The organism is Bradyrhizobium sp. CCGE-LA001 (assembly GCF_000296215.2).
In the GTDB taxonomy this organism is placed as follows: domain Bacteria; phylum Pseudomonadota; class Alphaproteobacteria; order Rhizobiales; family Xanthobacteraceae; genus Bradyrhizobium.
The window spans coordinates 3,395,665-3,410,216 of the sequence record NZ_CP013949.1 but is presented as its reverse complement, the minus strand read 5'-3'; the positions used below and the strand labels follow the sequence as shown (position 1 = coordinate 3,410,216).

Below are 14,552 nucleotides of genomic sequence, written 5' to 3'. Positions count from 1 at the left end.
GCTTCATCTGATCGCCCTCCACGCGTTGGTCGCGAGCTGCAAGCTTGTCCGCCTTGTTACTCTTGAACTGCCCTGCTTTTCACATTGCTCGAACGCTCTTCATTCGCTGAAGATCAATCGGTTCAGAGATATGCAATGTACGAACTGACCCAGACCAGAATCGACTTAATCAGGCCGATGACGCCGGCGTTCTCAGCAAATATCGTGGCCGTCCCGGGCATCCCGAGTCTCAACTGACTGCGGTCGATGTCCTTCGGTACGGAAATAGCCGCCGGATAGGCTTTGACACCGCCGATCGAGCCGACCTTCGCCAGCGTGCCTGAAACCGCAATCTCTCCTTGTCCGACACCCTGCGGGATGCCGGTGACCGTCGCATGGTGAATGCGGCCAGGATCGTTGTCGAACACGAGCTTGACTGCGGCACCGGGCTTGATCGTCTGGAATCCGTTCGGCGAGAACATGCCCACTATGGTGATGTCGTTGCTGATGATGAAGGACATCACAGCCTTGTGCTGTCCTGCACGGTCACCGACGGACAGTGCCATGACGGCGACATAGCCATCGCCTGGGGCGCGAATGGTCGTCTGGTCGAGCTCCCACCTGGCCTGGTCGAGCTGGGCCTGGATTTGTGCCACCGTGGTATTGACGCCGCCGATTTCGGCATCCATCGCGAGTTTGGCGCTCTGCTGCGCTGCCTTGGATGCCAGTAGTTGCGCGCTGACGGTCTCCTGCTGCACCTGCGTGTCTTGCAGCCGAAATTCACTCTGAGCGCCATCACCTGCCATCTGCACGTAATCGGCGAGCCGCTTGTCGTGATAGGCGAGCTGCTTGGTCAGCCCCTCGACGTTGGCGCTCGCTTGGGCGTAGCTGGCCTTGAGTTGCAGCACCTGCTGCTTGGCTCCGGCGAGCGACGCCTCCAGCTGGTTGACCTTGAACCTGAATGGTGCCGGATCAATCCGGAACAACATGGTCCCGGCCTTCACCGGCACGTTCGGCTTGACCGCTATCTCTGACACCTCACCTGAAACATTGGGCGTAACCTCGACGACGCGCGAGATCACCACGAAGCTGCCTGACGGAGTGAGGTAGTTGAACATCGCCAGGAACGTCGCAAGAATGAATCCGCCGAAGAGCGCAGCGACAGTGCCGGACCCCCACCCCCATTTTACCAGCTTCAGCTTGGAGAAGATGAGCCACACCAAGACGAGATAAAGGGTCAGGATGATAAACATGAAAGAACCCCCAGCACCCAAGGTCCCTTGCCGGCGGTTTGGTCAATCGAGGATCGGACCGCCGGCAAGGACTCTTATTCTCAGGCCCCGGCTTTCTTGACCGGTGGAATCGTCCATGTGCCGTTAATAATGGAGGGGTCCGTTTCCTGCGGCCAATACATGCGCAGCATGAGAATGAACTCTCCCTCGGGCGCGGGAAGCCAGTTCGACTCTTTGTCTTTACCTGGAGAATCCTTCTGAATGTACAGATCGGTCGAGCCGTCCGCGTTTTCCTTCAGATCTTCGCGGGCGCTGATCGAGTAGCGGTCGATCGGGTTCTTCACGAAGAAGTAGCCGCTGTCGTACATGGTCAGCGACCAAAATCCATCGGCAGGAGGCAGATGGCCTTTCGGGAACCTCATAACGTATTTGTTTGCACCATTGTACTTGTGGCCTTCTCCATCCTTTTGCGAGACCGGATAAATTGCATCTTGCGGCCGGTTGCAGCCAAGTCCGATAGCAGTAATCAAAGCCCGCATCAGATAGTCGGTGCCATAGATGCCGCCTTTGGTCGTGTAGGCAAAACCATTCTCGTCCTTCATGGCCTTATTGATTTTAAACTGAAGCATGATCCTGTCGAAAGACAGCTCCGGCACGCGCTTCAGGAAGTCCGCTTTGAGTTTACTCTCGTCAAAATCCTGCCCTGGGACGATGCCGATCCGGGCAAATTTGGCAAGCTGATGCTTGTCTGCTTCATATGGCGGATTGGCCTTCATCAGCTCACACAACAGCTTGAAATACGACACCGCGTCCATGCGATTGACCTGCTCGCGGACCGCCGTTTTCATGTCGACCGACGGATCGACTTTTCCTGGTGCCGGCGTGTACGCCTTGCCATAGGCGCTAAGCGGGACGAGCTTGCACTCATCCTGCAGCTTGTGCACGGCGGCGTAATCCTCAGGCGTGCCCATGCAATAGATGCGGCCGAGCAGCCAGACGATGTTAGTTTGCGATTTATATTCCTTCACGCCGGCCGGCAGCGTGCCTTTCCATCCGGGGCCGGTGATCGCGTAGGTCTGCGCACCAGTGCCGGTGGTGCGCTTTCCCGGTACCTGAAACACGGTCGTCCAGCCGTCCAGCATTGGCATTAGGAAGTAGCGACCTTTCATATCCGGAATGCTGAGCACCCAAGGCTCCTTGCCGACGTCGAAGAAGGAACTCGTGTACAGCGTGTCGGCGTTCGGGGCCGTGACATCTCGGTACGAAGCGTCCGGGTATTGGCGCATCTTAATCATCTGACCCATTGGCGCTCGCGTCCCGACGGGGTCGGCAACGTTGGAAATGACGCGGCGCGTCATCTCCATTGTCACGAGTGGATAGCCGAAGATGTAGGCGTCGCTCGCGAGCCAGAAGTCCTCCAGGCCTTCTCCCACTCCGAGAAAGGAATCTTGCGCAAGTGCCGACCTTGTGGCAGCGGCTCCGGCGAGCAGCCCCATTCCAGCAACTGCGAGGGATCGACGGGTGATGTTCATCGTTATCTCCTTCCTGATACAAGACGAATGACGGTTCAATTTGCGGCTCACGTCTTTTAGGAGGAGCCGTTCAGAGCATTGCGGCAGTAGGTGGCTGCGGCGCCGCCGATGGTCGTCAATAGCAAGGCGGATATGGGTAATATCCGCATCGCGGAGCGTAATAAGGATACGCCGCAGCGCCGGCCACAGCTGCCGCTCCTGCGAAGGCTGCGCCGCGATAGAACGCTCCGCGCCACGCTGTCCGGCGGGCGACGCCGGCAAACGACATTGGCGTGAATGGCCGACCAATGATGTCAATAAACACCGATGCTGGTCCATCCGCTCCTGCGAGGTCGCCTTCGAGTACGTCTACGTCGAAGGTCAACTTGTCGCCCTCAAGCTTGGGCGATTTCAGCACAACGACGGCGTCGACTACCGATGATCCATCCTTCTTGAATCCGGACACCGTGGCGTTGGGAGGATCTTTCGCGAAGTTGTCGCTGCCATTGCCCCAATCCTCGACAATTCGTGACGTCAAATCGTGCCCGGCGGCGCGAACCGGTCGATCGGCAAACACGATCGCGTTCGGTGAAATTCCCGTCAGCACCAACTTACCTTCCTTCAGGCTGGCGCCGCGCGAGTTGAGGACAAAAAGCGACGGAACAACTTCAGGCTTCGCTTGGCCTATGGATTTCTCGAGCGGAATATGCGGCTTATTCTCTGCCACGGACTGAGCAGAAAGCTGCTGCGAGAAAGCCACTACAGCAGCTGCGCAAAACGCGATTCGGGAGAGACGAACGATCATAAAATCTTCTCCTTCAGGTATGGCTATCGGAATTGGATTTGCTTAATGCTCGCTTAGATAGAAGAGCGCACTGGCGAATACCGGCCACACTTTTCAACTCTCGCAACGTCGCCATTGATTTGGATCAACGGTAAGCGCCTCTTCCGCTTCCATGCGCCTTCACCGCCGCAGCGCTCTCCGCATTTCGCGCCAATTCAAGTCGCGCGTCTTGCCATTTCGCGCCAATCGTCTGGGATGCTCAGAGCTCAATCGGGTGAGAACGTCGGCGAGGGTGCAACCGATCATGCTCGCGGCCCCGTTGCTGCCGCCGATAAGCGACAGGTTGAATTTTCATCAAACGCGCAAAGGAGCGGCTGAAGCTGCTCGCGTTGGCGTAACCGAGGAATTTCGCGATTTCTTCCAAGCGCTTATTCGAATCGGCGAGCAAGCGGCAGGCGATCTCCAACCGGACTGCGGCCAGCATTTTGCTGTGGCTTGTGCCCATACGTTCGAGATGACGCTGCAGTGTGCGGCGACTGATTTTCAGCGCATCGGCAGCGCTATCAAGGGTTGCGTCACCCTGCCGCAGTGACGCAAAAATGGCGGCGTGGACCGCCCTGGATGAAGGCAAGCGGACGGCTCTCATCGGTTGACGTGAGGCGCGAAGCCCATGCTCCCTCAAAGGAATTCGGTCAGGACACTACGACCACCAAGGAAGGTGCATCTGGCCATCAGACGCCAAAATTCTCGTCAAATGGAATTGATGAGACCTGCAATCTCTGCGGGACGATCATCCGCGGCAAAAAAATACAGCAAGGAATCTCCCTGAACTGGTAGTCTGGGCCCGAGCAGGGAGCAGCATCCTGCACCTAGCGAACTCGTGTTAGTACGCTTTCAGGCTTGTCGCGGTGCTTCAATGCCGAAGATTCATTTGACGCGTTGTCAGCACCTTAGTCCTTTCGCGAACATTTTGAACGATGTCGGCGCGCCGACTGCTTCGCTGCTGGAAAAGTTTCGGCTACCCGCTTCGTTGGAGGAAAAGTCCGATCACTACATCCCGATTTTACCTGCGATAGAATTTGCAGAGTTCGCCAGCAACTCGCAGGGCATCGAGGATTTCGGATTCCACGCTGCCCGAACGCTGCATTTCGGGCACCTCAGTGAAAAGATCCGAAATCTAATCAGTCATTCTCCGACGTTGCTTGTCGCGCTCGAACAGGCATGCAAATGGGCATCGCTCGAAGACTCAAACCTGAGTAATTGGCTTGAGCACCACGGCGATCATGTTCGCTATTGCAGCAGGCTTGCGGGCACCAAGGGACTTCAGCATCTCGAGCATTCACAGTGGCTTCAGAACGTTTTTCCGATCTATATCGTTCGCCAGTTCGCTGGATCGGGTTGGGCTCCGGCGACTATCGCCTTTGAAGCTCGGTACACGCCAGGTCCAGCATGTCAGTCTTCCTGGCCCACGTCTCAATTCCTGTCCGGTCAGGAAGCATCGTGGATTGACGTACCTGTTGCGCTCCTGGGCCTCCCTAACCGGGCGAGCGAAAGTCCTCCTAATCTCTATGGCGACCACCTCGAATGTTCGAATGTTGACTTCGTACAAACACTGAAGCTGATGCTTCCATCATATCTCGACGAGCGGCTTCCGGTGCTCGCCGAAATCGCGGAAATGGCAGGCGTGAGTGCGCGCAGTCTTCAACGCAAGCTCTCTCGCGTTGGCGTTACGTATTCGGGGCTGCTGGATGCCGTAAGGTTCGAGAACGCCAGGAAGCTCTTGCGAGACACGGACTCCAAGATCATCGAGGTTGCGTTCGCTTCGGGCTACGCAGATCCAGCCCATTTTACCCGTGCCTTCCGCAGGGTTGCCGGCATCACACCAGGGCAGTTTCGCGAGCAGTGGAGGCCTCGATAGCAGAATATGAACCCCTGCGTCGGCCTGGTTGGCGGGCAAATCCATATAAGCTACCGGCTGGTCGAACTGGCTCGCCGTGAAGTCGTACCTCACGCCTGCGATCCGATTATAGAAATGGTCTCCGGCCGGCAGTGGGGTCTTCAGCAAATCGCACCGAAGAGCTCGTGAATGAGCAGCGAGGTGACGTTGCATTGCCCTGCCGCCGGGTTGCTCGCCGTCCATTAGCTGGCCGTCGACGCCGACCATGCTTTGCGAAGTGCCGTTTGAACTTCATCGGGATCGAAGTGCATCGGGGCCCTTATGGCTTGTGGCACGATTTCGGATTAGGCGATGATCCATGTCTACCCCTGTTTTGCCCGACGGGTCAATAAACTCGGGATTTCAGCGGGCACTGATAGTGACAGTGGCAAGTCCTTGATAATGCTGACGCCGTTTACTGTGCATGGGGTTGTTTTCGAGGTTTGTTTCGACACCCTCGCGAATGCTGCAACGACAACGCCCCGGAGCCTTCGCTCCGGGGCGGTGCATGCGAGAGGTGGCGTGATCAGCTTTGCGAGCGCCGCGCCATGAAGATGTCGTAGCCGACCTCGGCGACCTGGAACCAGGCGTAGCCGTCGCTCGTGAACTTGGCGAGGGAGTCGTGGACCTTCTTGAAGTTGGCGTTACTCGCGCCGACTTCGGCATGCAGCTCCTTGGCGGCCTTGTAGCAGGCATCCATGATCGCCGGCGAAAAGGCGTGCAGCTTGGCGCCGCCTGCGAGCAGCTTCTTCAGCGCCAGCGGATTGGCGGCGTCATAGCGCGCCATCATGTAGTTGTTGGCGTAATGGCCGGCCTGCTCGAGCACGCTCTGGTAATATTTCGGCAGCGCGTTCCACTTGTCGAGGTTGACGAAGGCCATCAGCATCGGCCCGCCCTCCCACCAGCCGGGATAGTAGTAATGCGGCGCGATCTTGTAGAAGCCGAGCTTCTCGTCGTCATAGGGGCCGACCCATTCGGCGGCGTCGATGGTGCCCTTCTCCAGCGCCGGATAGATGTCGCCGCCTGCAAGCTGCTGCGGCACCACGCCGACCTTCTGGAGCACGCGGCCGGCGAAGCCGCCGACGCGGATCTTCATCCCCTTGAGATCGTCGGGCGTGTTGACCTCTTTCCTGAACCAGCCGCCCATCTGGCAGCCTGTGTTGCCGGCGAGCAGTGAGATGACGTTGTAGCTCTTGTAGAACTCGTTGAGCACCTCTCGCCCGCCGCCCTGCATGTACCAGGCCTGGTTGATGCGCATGTTGGGACCGAACGGCACCGCCGAGCCGAAGGTGAATGTCGGGTCCTTGCCGAAATAATAGTAGGACGCGGTGTGGCCGATCTCGCAGGTGCCGTTCTGCACGGCGTCGAGCACCTGTAGACCCGGCACGATCTCGCCGGCCGCGAAGATCTGGATCTGGAATTTGTTGTCGGTCGCTTCCGCGACCATCTTGCACATCGTCTCCGCGCCGCCAAACAGCGTGTCGAGCGATTTCGGCCAGCTGGTCGGCATGCGCCATTTGATTTCCGGCATCGACTGCGCGATCGCGGGCGCCGCGAGCGTGGCGGCACCGGCCGCACCAAGTCCTGTGACCTTGATGAAGTCTCTTCTCTTCATGATTTCCTGCCCTGATGGATCTGATTGTGGAGCCTTCTTGCCGAGGCTTGAGGGCAGCATGGAACATCACGGGACAGAACGCCATCCCGATCGCACCGCAGTCAAAGAAAAAGCCCGGCCTCCCTGGGGAGGCCGGGCTGAAGGTCTTCCGACCTGAGCATCAATCAGCCGCGGGTGCGGGACCGGATCATGAAGCTGTCGTAGGTATATTCGGCGACCTGCCACCACAGATACTCATCCGAGCGATAGGCCTGCATGGCGTCGATCGACTTCTTGAAGTCGGCGTTCTTGCCGGAGATCTCGGCCCACAGCTCGTTGGTCGACTTGAGGCAGGCTTCCAGTACTTCGTTGGTGAACGGACGAAGCTGGGTGCCGCCCGCGACCAGACGCTTCAACGCCGCCGGGTTCTGCATGTCGTAGCGCGCGGCCATCCAGGTGTTGGCATGGGCCGTCGCGTTGGTGAGGACCGCCTGATAGTTCTTCGGCAGCGCATTCCACTTGTCCAGATTGGTGAAGGCGTGGACGGTCGGACCGCCCTCCCAGAAGCCCGGATAATAGTAGTACTTGGCGACCTTGGCGAAGCCCAGCTTCTCGTCGTCATAGGGGCCGACCCACTCGGCGGCATCGATGGTGCCCTTCTCCAGCGCCGGATAGATGTCGCCGCCGGCGAGCTGCTGCGGCACCACGCCGACCTTCTGGAGCACCTGGCCGGCGATGCCGCCGATGCGCATCTTCAAGCCGGAGAGATCGGCAACGGTCTTGATCTCCTTGCGGAACCAGCCGCCCATCTGGGTGCCGGTGTTGCCGCAGGGGAAGCCGACCACGTTCGACTTCTTGAAGAACTCGTTGGCGAGCTCGTTGCCCCCGCCCTGATAGAGCCACGAATTCTGCTGGCGCGCATTGAGGCCGAACGGCACCGAGGCGAAGATCGCGAAGGTCGGGTCTTTGCCGACATAGTAGTACGAGACGGTGTGGCACATCTCGACCGTACCGTTCGAGGTCGCGTCGAGCGCCTGCAGGCCGGGGACGATTTCGCCGGCCGCGAACACCTGGATCTGGAACTTGTTGTCGGTCATCTCGGCGACGTACTTCGCCACCTGCTCGGCGCCGCCATAGATGGTGTCGAGCGACTTCGGGAAGCTCGAAGTCAGGCGCCACTTGATCTCGGGCGAGGACTGCGCGATCGCCGGCGAGGCCACCGCGGTTGCCGCCGCGCCTGCGGCCGACACTTTAAGAAAGTCACGACGCTTCATCTTCAGGTCTCTCCTTGCTGGGGCGTTTTCCCCTTAACTTCTCTTCTTGCCGCCGCACATTCCGGCGACGCGTTAGGCGCGCCGAACCGAAGGGGGCTTGACTGCCGTGGGCGTTTAACACGGAAGCCCCGCTTGCGGAACGCGACAATGGCATGACGGGGCTCTACGAAAGTCGCATGTCCCGAGCGCTTGCCGCGCCGACCGCTTCAAGCCGTGGCGAGGGCACCCTTAAGCTGGTCCCGGACCTGGCCTGCAATGGCGCGGTAGATCGCCGCATGAGGGCCGTCCGGCTCGCTGTCGACGACCGGATTGCCGGCGTCCGAGGTGGCGCGAATCGCCATGTGCAGGGGGATCTCGCCCAGGAACGGTACTCCGAGCTTCTCGGCCTCGTGCCGCGCCCCGCCATGGCCGAAAATATCCGACTTGGTGCCGCAATGCGGGCACTGAAAGTAGCTCATGTTCTCGACGATGCCGAGCACCGGCACGTTGACCTTCTTGAACATGGCAAGCCCCCGCCTGGCGTCGATCAGGGAGAGGTCCTGCGGCGTCGAGACGATCACCGCGCCCTTCAGCGGCACGTTCTGCGCCAGCGTGAGCTGGGCATCGCCGGTGCCCGGCGGCATGTCGACCACCAGCACGTCGAGCTTGCCCCATTCCACGTCGCGCAGCATCTGCGTCACCGCCGACATCACCATGGGACCGCGCCAGATCATCGCGGTCTCCTCCTCGACCAAGAAGCCGATCGACATGATGGCGAGGCCGAAGCGCCGAAGCGGAATCATCTTGCGCTCGTCGTTCAGCTCCGGCTTGTCGTGCAGACCGGTCAGCCGCGGCACCGAGGGGCCATAGATGTCGGCATCGAGCAGCCCGACCTTGAGGCCGAGATCGCGCAGGCCGAGCGCCAGGTTGAGCGCGGTGGTCGACTTGCCCACCCCGCCCTTGCCCGAAGCAACCGCGATCACCGCGGCAACGCCTGGAATTTCCGACTGCCGCGCCATCGGCGACCCGCCGCCCTGCGGCGGCTTGTGGGCGTGGGCCGGCTGCACGCCGGGCGTGCCGCGGCTCGGCTGCGGGGGTGGCGGCGGCGTAGAGCCCGGCTTGCGCTCGGCGGTCAGCGCCACCATCACGGTGGTGACGCCTGGAATGGCACGGACGGCAGCCTCGGCTTCGGCCCGGATGGGCTCCCAGGCCCGCGCCTCGGTGGCATCGACGTTGATCGAGAAGAACACCTTGCCGTCGGAGGCGCTGACCGCGCTCAGCACATTGGCGTTGGTGAGCGCGACCCCGCGGGGCGACTTGATCCTGGCGAGGCTGTCGAGAACCTGTTGCTGCGTCACGCTCAAAGCGCATCTCCTAGAGTTGAGGATGCCCCATTAGAGCGGAAACGCCCAAAAGGCTACTGCCTGCCGATATCGTCGGCCATCTCCGCGGGCGCTGCCCCCTGCTCCCTGACCGCCTCGTAATTCAGCTCGATCATGACCCCGTTGGGGTCGTGCACGAAGATCTGCCAGAGGTCGCCGCCGGGCACCTGGCGGGAGTCGAACTTCATCCCCTTCGACGTCAGGCGCTGCTTCATGGCCTCGAAGCCCCGGCTGACGAAGGCGACATGGTGGACAACGCCGGAATCCGGCTTTTGTGGCTCGGCGGTCGGCGAAATATCGACCAGGTGCACCACCGGCCTGCCCTCGCTGTACATCCAGGCGCCCGGGAAGGCGAAATTCGGCCGGGCGCCATTTTCCAGGCCCAGAACGTCCTCGTAGAAGCGGACCGTCTCGGCCAGCTTCCGGGTCCGGATGTTGAAATGATCGAGCACGCCCACGCTCACGCCGCCCAAATCCACACCCATGCCTTCGCTCCCATTTTTTGAGGTTCTTGAGGTCCGCAATCTTAGCACAGGGGAGCGCTAAACGAAGCCGTTGCCCTCCGGCCTTAAGGGTTTATGGTGCGGCCCAATCCGTCTCCAAGGCGGAACCAGGCGCCCTGCTCGCCCGGGCAAGAACCGTAAACCCAAACTACGGACAAGGTACCATACATGGCTAAAGTCGCTTTCCTCGGTCTCGGCGTCATGGGCTTCCCGATGGCCGGACACCTCGTGAAAAAAGGGGGCCATGAGGTCACCGTCTACAACCGCACCGCGGCCAAGGCGAAGGAGTGGGCGGACAAGTTCGGCGGCAAGACCGCACCGACCCCGAAGGCCGCGGCCGAAGGCCAGGATTTCGTGATGTGCTGTGTCGGCAACGACAACGATCTGCGCGCGGTCACGATCGGCCCCGACGGCGCGTTTGCCGGCATGAAGAAGGGCGCGACCTTCGTCGACCACACCACCGCCTCGGCCGAAGTCGCCCGCGAGCTCGATGCGGCCGCGACCAAGACCGGCTTCAAGTTCGTCGACGCGCCCGTTTCCGGCGGCCAGGCCGGCGCAGAGAACGGCGTGCTGACCGTGATGTGCGGCGGTGCGCAGGATGCCTATGCCGGCGCCGAGCCGATCATCACCGGCGCCTATGCGCGGATGTGCAAGCTGCTCGGCCCCGCCGGAAGCGGCCAGCTGACCAAGATGGTCAATCAGATCTGCATCGCGGGCCTCGTGCAGGGTCTCTCAGAGGGTATCCACTTCGCCAAGAAGAGCGGCCTCGACGTCGCCGCAGTGATCGAGACCATCTCCAAGGGCGCGGCGCAGTCCTGGCAGATGGAGAACCGCTACAAGACCATGAACGAGGACAAGTACGATTTCGGCTTCGCGGTGGAATGGATGCGCAAGGACCTCTCGATCTCGCTGGCCGAAGCCCGCCGCAACGGCGCCAACCTGCCGGTGACTGCACTGGTCGACCAGTTCTACTCCGAAGTGGAGAAGATGGGCGGCAAGCGCTGGGATACGTCGAGCCTGCTTGCGCGCCTGCAGCGCTGATCTATCGGCGCTCGCAGCATCAAACTTCGTCGCGACTTCGGCCGCGACGAAGTTCTAAGCGGGCGTAACAACCATAGCATTCGGGGGAGTCTTGCTTAGCATGATCGCTGCTATCCTTGTCGTTGCTTTTGTCGGTGTCACCGGACATAGGGTCTTTCAGCGGCGCTCTCTCTTCCTCACGAGCCTAGTCTGCCTTGCTATTCTGATCCTGGTTGCGTCGCCTTCGCCGGCGCTAGCCGCATCGCTCGACGGCGCCAGCATCGGCCCGCAATGGGCGCTCCCATTCGCCGGCATGCTCCTGTCGATCGCGATATTTCCGCTCGCAGCACCGCACTTCTGGGAACAACATCAGGGCAAGATCGCCGCGATGTGGGCTGCTCTCATCGTGTTGCCGTTCGCAATCTGGTATGGCCCGCTTCCGACCATCCAAGCGCTCGTTCATACCGCGCTGCTGGAATATATTCCCTTCATTCTGCTGCTCCTTGCGTTGTTCACCGTGGCCGGCGGAATCGTGGTGCGTGGCAATCTTCACGGCTCTCCGCTGCTGAACACGCTCCTGCTCGCATTGGGCACGCTGCTCGCAAGTGTCATCGGCACGACCGGCGCGTCGATGGTCATGATCCGGCCGGTGATCCGCGCCAATGACGACCGGCGGCACAACGCGCACGTCGTCATCTTCTTCATCTTCCTGGTGTCCAACATCGGCGGCTCGCTCTCACCTTTGGGAGATCCACCCTTGTTTCTGGGATTCCTGCGCGGCGTGGACTTCTTCTGGACGACGACGCACCTGTTCCCTCAGACCACGTCCGCGGCCTGGATCCTGCTCGCTTTGTTCTTTTGCATCGACGCTTATCTTTATCGCAAGGAAGGCCGCGTCAAACCCGACCCTACTCCGGATAATCCCTTGCGGATCAACGGCGGCCTCAACTTCGCTCTCATGGGGGTCATCATTGCCGCGATCCTCGTGAGTGCCAAGCTAGACCTCGGCGGGTTTGACGTCCTCGGCACGCATCTCCAGGTGCAGAATCTTCTGCGCGATGCCGTGATGATCGGCGTCGTGTTCGCATCCCTTGCGGTCACGTCGAAGGAGGACCACGACGCGAACGGCTTCTCTTGGGGCCCAATGATCGAAGTGGCAAAGCTGTTCGCCGCCATCTTCATCACCATCATTCCCGTGCTTGCGATTCTCAACGCCGGCCGATCCGGTGCGTTTGCTCCCGTCGTCAACATGGTCACCAATGCCGACGGCACACCGAACAATGCGGCCTATTTCTGGTTGACGGGCCTGCTCTCATCTTTTCTCGACAATGCACCGACCTATCTGGTCTTCTTCGAGCTTGCCGGGGGCGATGCCAATCATCTGATGACGAACGGCGCCCTGACCCTTGCCGCGATTTCGGCCGGTGCCGTGTTCATGGGCGCAAACTCCTATATTGGCAACGCCCCCAACTTCATGGTCTACGCAATTGCGCGAGCAGGTGGCGTCGCAATGCCAGGCTTCTTCGGATACATGGTTTGGAGCTCCCTCCTGCTGCTGCCGGTCTTCGCGTTGGTCACGCTCGTTTTCTTCAGGTGAAGGGCCGCGGGTCCACCGACCGCGGCGGCCCGGACGGAACATCAATTAACGCCGGGTTAACGTAATTCTTTAGCTCCTTAAGGCACCTCTTAAGGATTTCTTGCCAGAGATAGACAATGCAGAAGGCCCGCGTCCGGCGTGGGCAGGAATCGTGTTGCTTGATGAGTAACCCCGCTGAAAAGCCCGAGGTTGTGCAGCTTCCGGCGGAGCCGGTGAGCGCTCCATCGGCGAGCAGCCGAAGGGCTGCGGCGCAGCGGGTGCGCGAGGCGCGCGACAGGTTAACGTCGACCAGCGGAACCCGGCCGGCCTTCGACGCCGAGATGCTGCGTCAATACGCCCAGACACGGCTGTCAGCCTCCTATGTCGTGATGCTGCTGGTCGTCGCAACCGGCGTGCTGTTCGGGCTCTGGATGCAGCCGATCCCGGCCGCGGCCTGGACAGCAGGCATGCTCTGCTTCCATGCCGCCATGATCCGCAGCTGCCGGCGGTTCCTGACCGAACCCGCCTCTCCTGCCGCGACGCGGGCGTGGCGGACACGTTTCGTCGTGCTCGACCTGCTTTATGGCCTGTGCTGGATGGCAATCCTGATCCATCCCGTGCTCGACATGGTCACGGAAACGCTGATGATGTTCCTGATGCTGCTGGTGATCGCAGTATCGAGCATGCTGGCCGCCAATCTGCCGATCGCCGCCGTTGCCGCCACCATGCCGGTCGCTGTCGCGATGGCACTGAGCTTCGTGATGACGGGCTCGCTGGACAATTACATCCTGGCGGCGCTCGCGGTCGCGGCCGAGGGCTATTTCGTGCTGCTGGCCCACCGCCTGCACTCCTCGACCTTCGCCACGCTCGAGGCGCGCGCCGAGAAGGACGCGCTGATCGGCGAGCTCGAACAGGCCAAGGCAATCTCGGACGAAGCACGCCACCGCGCCGAATCCGCCAACGTCGCCAAGTCGCGCTTCCTCGCGCAGATGAGCCACGAGCTGCGCACGCCACTGAACGCCATCCTCGGTTTTTCCGAGGTGATGAAGAGCGAGATTTTCGGCGCACATGCGGTTCCGGTGTACAAGGAATATTCCGCCGACATTCATAATTCCGGCGTACACCTGCTCAATCTCATCAACGAGATCCTCGATCTATCCCGGATCGAAGCCGGCCGCTACGAACTCAACGAGGAAGCGGTGTCCCTGGTCGGCATCGTGGCCGACTGCCACCATTTGATGAAGCTGCGCGCGTCCAGCCGCGGCATCACCATCCACGAAGTGTTCGAGCAAGCGATGCCGCGGCTCTGGGCCGACGAGCGCGCGATCCGCCAGGTCGTGCTCAATCTGCTCTCCAATTCGATCAAGTTCACTCCGCAAGGCGGCGAGATCTGGCTCAAGGCGGGATGGACCGCTTCGGGCGGACAATATCTCTCGGTGAGGGATTCCGGCTCCGGCATCCCCGAGGACGAGATTCCGGTCGTGCTGGCCTCGTTCGGCCAGGGCTCGAACTCGATCAAGTCGGCGGAACAAGGCGCGGGCCTGGGCCTGCCCATCGCCAAGAATCTGATCGACCTGCATGGCGGCACGTTCACACTGAAATCGAAGCTACGCATCGGCACCGAGGTGATCGTCACCTTCCCGCCGGAGCGCGTGATGAGTGCGCTGGCACCGCTGTCGGACGATTCCCCGCCGCTCCAGCCGGAGAGTTCGCTCGTTCCCGATGAGAAGCGCCGGCCGCGCCACAAGCCGATCATGAGCGCAGGCACGGGCTCTTAACGAG

The 14,552-nt window shown here is 60.8% G+C and carries 12 protein-coding genes and 1 pseudogene; 4 read left to right on the top strand and 9 right to left on the bottom strand.

The features are described from left to right. Positions 1 to 122: 122 nt before the first annotated feature. From BCCGELA001_RS15595 to BCCGELA001_RS38835, 4 genes are all read right to left on the bottom strand, one after another. Positions 123 to 1,232: an HlyD family secretion protein gene (locus tag BCCGELA001_RS15595; RefSeq protein ID WP_008552950.1), complete on the bottom strand. Its 1,110-nt coding sequence runs from the start codon at positions 1,230 to 1,232 to the stop codon at positions 123 to 125. 80 nt (positions 1,233 to 1,312) lie between these two features. Next, positions 1,313 to 2,743: a DUF1254 domain-containing protein gene (locus tag BCCGELA001_RS15590; protein ID WP_060735725.1), complete on the bottom strand. Its 1,431-nt coding sequence runs from the start codon at positions 2,741 to 2,743 to the stop codon at positions 1,313 to 1,315. Between the two features lie 115 nt (positions 2,744 to 2,858). Continuing rightward, positions 2,859 to 3,527 carry a hypothetical protein gene (locus BCCGELA001_RS15585; RefSeq protein ID WP_236840873.1) on the bottom strand — a complete coding sequence of 223 codons (669 nt, stop codon included), beginning with the start codon at positions 3,525 to 3,527 and terminating at the stop codon, positions 2,859 to 2,861. 238 nt (positions 3,528 to 3,765) lie between these two features. Further along, positions 3,766 to 4,011, bottom strand: coding sequence for a helix-turn-helix domain-containing protein (locus BCCGELA001_RS38835; RefSeq protein WP_236840898.1), 246 nt, complete (start codon positions 4,009 to 4,011; stop codon positions 3,766 to 3,768). A gap of 411 nt (positions 4,012 to 4,422) precedes the next feature. Here BCCGELA001_RS38835 and BCCGELA001_RS15575 point away from each other — a divergent pair, with 411 nt between their 5' ends. Then, positions 4,423 to 5,424: a helix-turn-helix transcriptional regulator gene (locus tag BCCGELA001_RS15575; RefSeq protein WP_008552957.1), complete on the top strand. Its 1,002-nt coding sequence runs from the start codon at positions 4,423 to 4,425 to the stop codon at positions 5,422 to 5,424. 75 nt (positions 5,425 to 5,499) lie between these two features. Here BCCGELA001_RS15575 and BCCGELA001_RS39440 read toward each other — a convergent pair. From BCCGELA001_RS39440 to BCCGELA001_RS15555, 5 genes and pseudogenes are all read right to left on the bottom strand, one after another. Beyond that, a pseudogene (locus BCCGELA001_RS39440) lies at positions 5,500 to 5,594 on the bottom strand (YunG family protein); the annotation flags it as partial. A gap of 374 nt (positions 5,595 to 5,968) precedes the next feature. After that, complete coding sequence (locus BCCGELA001_RS15570; protein WP_060735723.1) at positions 5,969 to 7,057, bottom strand: TRAP transporter substrate-binding protein; 1,089 nt, start codon at positions 7,055 to 7,057, stop codon at positions 5,969 to 5,971. A gap of 164 nt (positions 7,058 to 7,221) precedes the next feature. Beyond that, positions 7,222 to 8,310 (bottom strand): TRAP transporter substrate-binding protein, encoded by a 1,089-nt coding sequence (locus BCCGELA001_RS15565; RefSeq protein WP_060735722.1) that lies wholly within the window; start codon positions 8,308 to 8,310, stop codon positions 7,222 to 7,224. Between the two features lie 206 nt (positions 8,311 to 8,516). Next, on the bottom strand, positions 8,517 to 9,653 hold the full coding sequence (locus BCCGELA001_RS15560; protein WP_060735721.1) for an Mrp/NBP35 family ATP-binding protein: 1,137 nt from the start codon (positions 9,651 to 9,653) through the stop codon (positions 8,517 to 8,519). A 53-nt stretch (positions 9,654 to 9,706) separates the two neighbouring features. Continuing rightward, positions 9,707 to 10,144 carry a VOC family protein gene (locus tag BCCGELA001_RS15555; protein ID WP_060737667.1) on the bottom strand — a complete coding sequence of 146 codons (438 nt, stop codon included), beginning with the start codon at positions 10,142 to 10,144 and terminating at the stop codon, positions 9,707 to 9,709. Between the two features lie 198 nt (positions 10,145 to 10,342). Here BCCGELA001_RS15555 and BCCGELA001_RS15550 point away from each other — a divergent pair, with 198 nt between their 5' ends. The 3 genes from BCCGELA001_RS15550 (at position 10,343) to BCCGELA001_RS15540 (ending at position 14,548) form a co-directional block, all read left to right on the top strand. Next, positions 10,343 to 11,215 (top strand): NAD(P)-dependent oxidoreductase, encoded by an 873-nt coding sequence (locus BCCGELA001_RS15550; protein WP_060735720.1) that lies wholly within the window; start codon positions 10,343 to 10,345, stop codon positions 11,213 to 11,215. A gap of 100 nt (positions 11,216 to 11,315) precedes the next feature. Then, positions 11,316 to 12,791 carry a sodium:proton antiporter gene (locus BCCGELA001_RS15545; RefSeq protein WP_083543349.1) on the top strand — a complete coding sequence of 492 codons (1,476 nt, stop codon included), beginning with the start codon at positions 11,316 to 11,318 and terminating at the stop codon, positions 12,789 to 12,791. A 161-nt stretch (positions 12,792 to 12,952) separates the two neighbouring features. Further along, positions 12,953 to 14,548, top strand: coding sequence for a sensor histidine kinase (locus BCCGELA001_RS15540; protein ID WP_060735719.1), 1,596 nt, complete (start codon positions 12,953 to 12,955; stop codon positions 14,546 to 14,548). Positions 14,549 to 14,552: the final 4 nt, after the last annotated feature.

Excerpts from the sequence above, each read along its gene's own strand:
- BCCGELA001_RS15575 (WP_008552957.1), top strand. The coding sequence starts at position 4,423 with ATGCCGAAGATTCATTTGACGCGTTGTCAGCACCTTAGTCCTTTCGCG.
- BCCGELA001_RS15550 (WP_060735720.1), top strand. The coding sequence starts at position 10,343 with ATGGCTAAAGTCGCTTTCCTCGGTCTCGGCGTCATGGGCTTCCCGATG.
- BCCGELA001_RS15570 (WP_060735723.1), bottom strand. The coding sequence starts at position 7,057 with ATGAAGAGAAGAGACTTCATCAAGGTCACAGGACTTGGTGCGGCCGGT.
- BCCGELA001_RS15545 (WP_083543349.1), top strand. The coding sequence starts at position 11,316 with ATGATCGCTGCTATCCTTGTCGTTGCTTTTGTCGGTGTCACCGGACAT.
- BCCGELA001_RS15540 (WP_060735719.1), top strand. The coding sequence starts at position 12,953 with ATGAGTAACCCCGCTGAAAAGCCCGAGGTTGTGCAGCTTCCGGCGGAG.
- BCCGELA001_RS15595 (WP_008552950.1), bottom strand. The coding sequence starts at position 1,232 with ATGTTTATCATCCTGACCCTTTATCTCGTCTTGGTGTGGCTCATCTTC.
- BCCGELA001_RS15590 (WP_060735725.1), bottom strand. The coding sequence starts at position 2,743 with ATGAACATCACCCGTCGATCCCTCGCAGTTGCTGGAATGGGGCTGCTC.
- BCCGELA001_RS15565 (WP_060735722.1), bottom strand. The coding sequence starts at position 8,310 with ATGAAGCGTCGTGACTTTCTTAAAGTGTCGGCCGCAGGCGCGGCGGCA.
- BCCGELA001_RS38835 (WP_236840898.1), bottom strand. The coding sequence starts at position 4,011 with ATGGGCACAAGCCACAGCAAAATGCTGGCCGCAGTCCGGTTGGAGATC.
- BCCGELA001_RS15585 (WP_236840873.1), bottom strand. The coding sequence starts at position 3,527 with ATGATCGTTCGTCTCTCCCGAATCGCGTTTTGCGCAGCTGCTGTAGTG.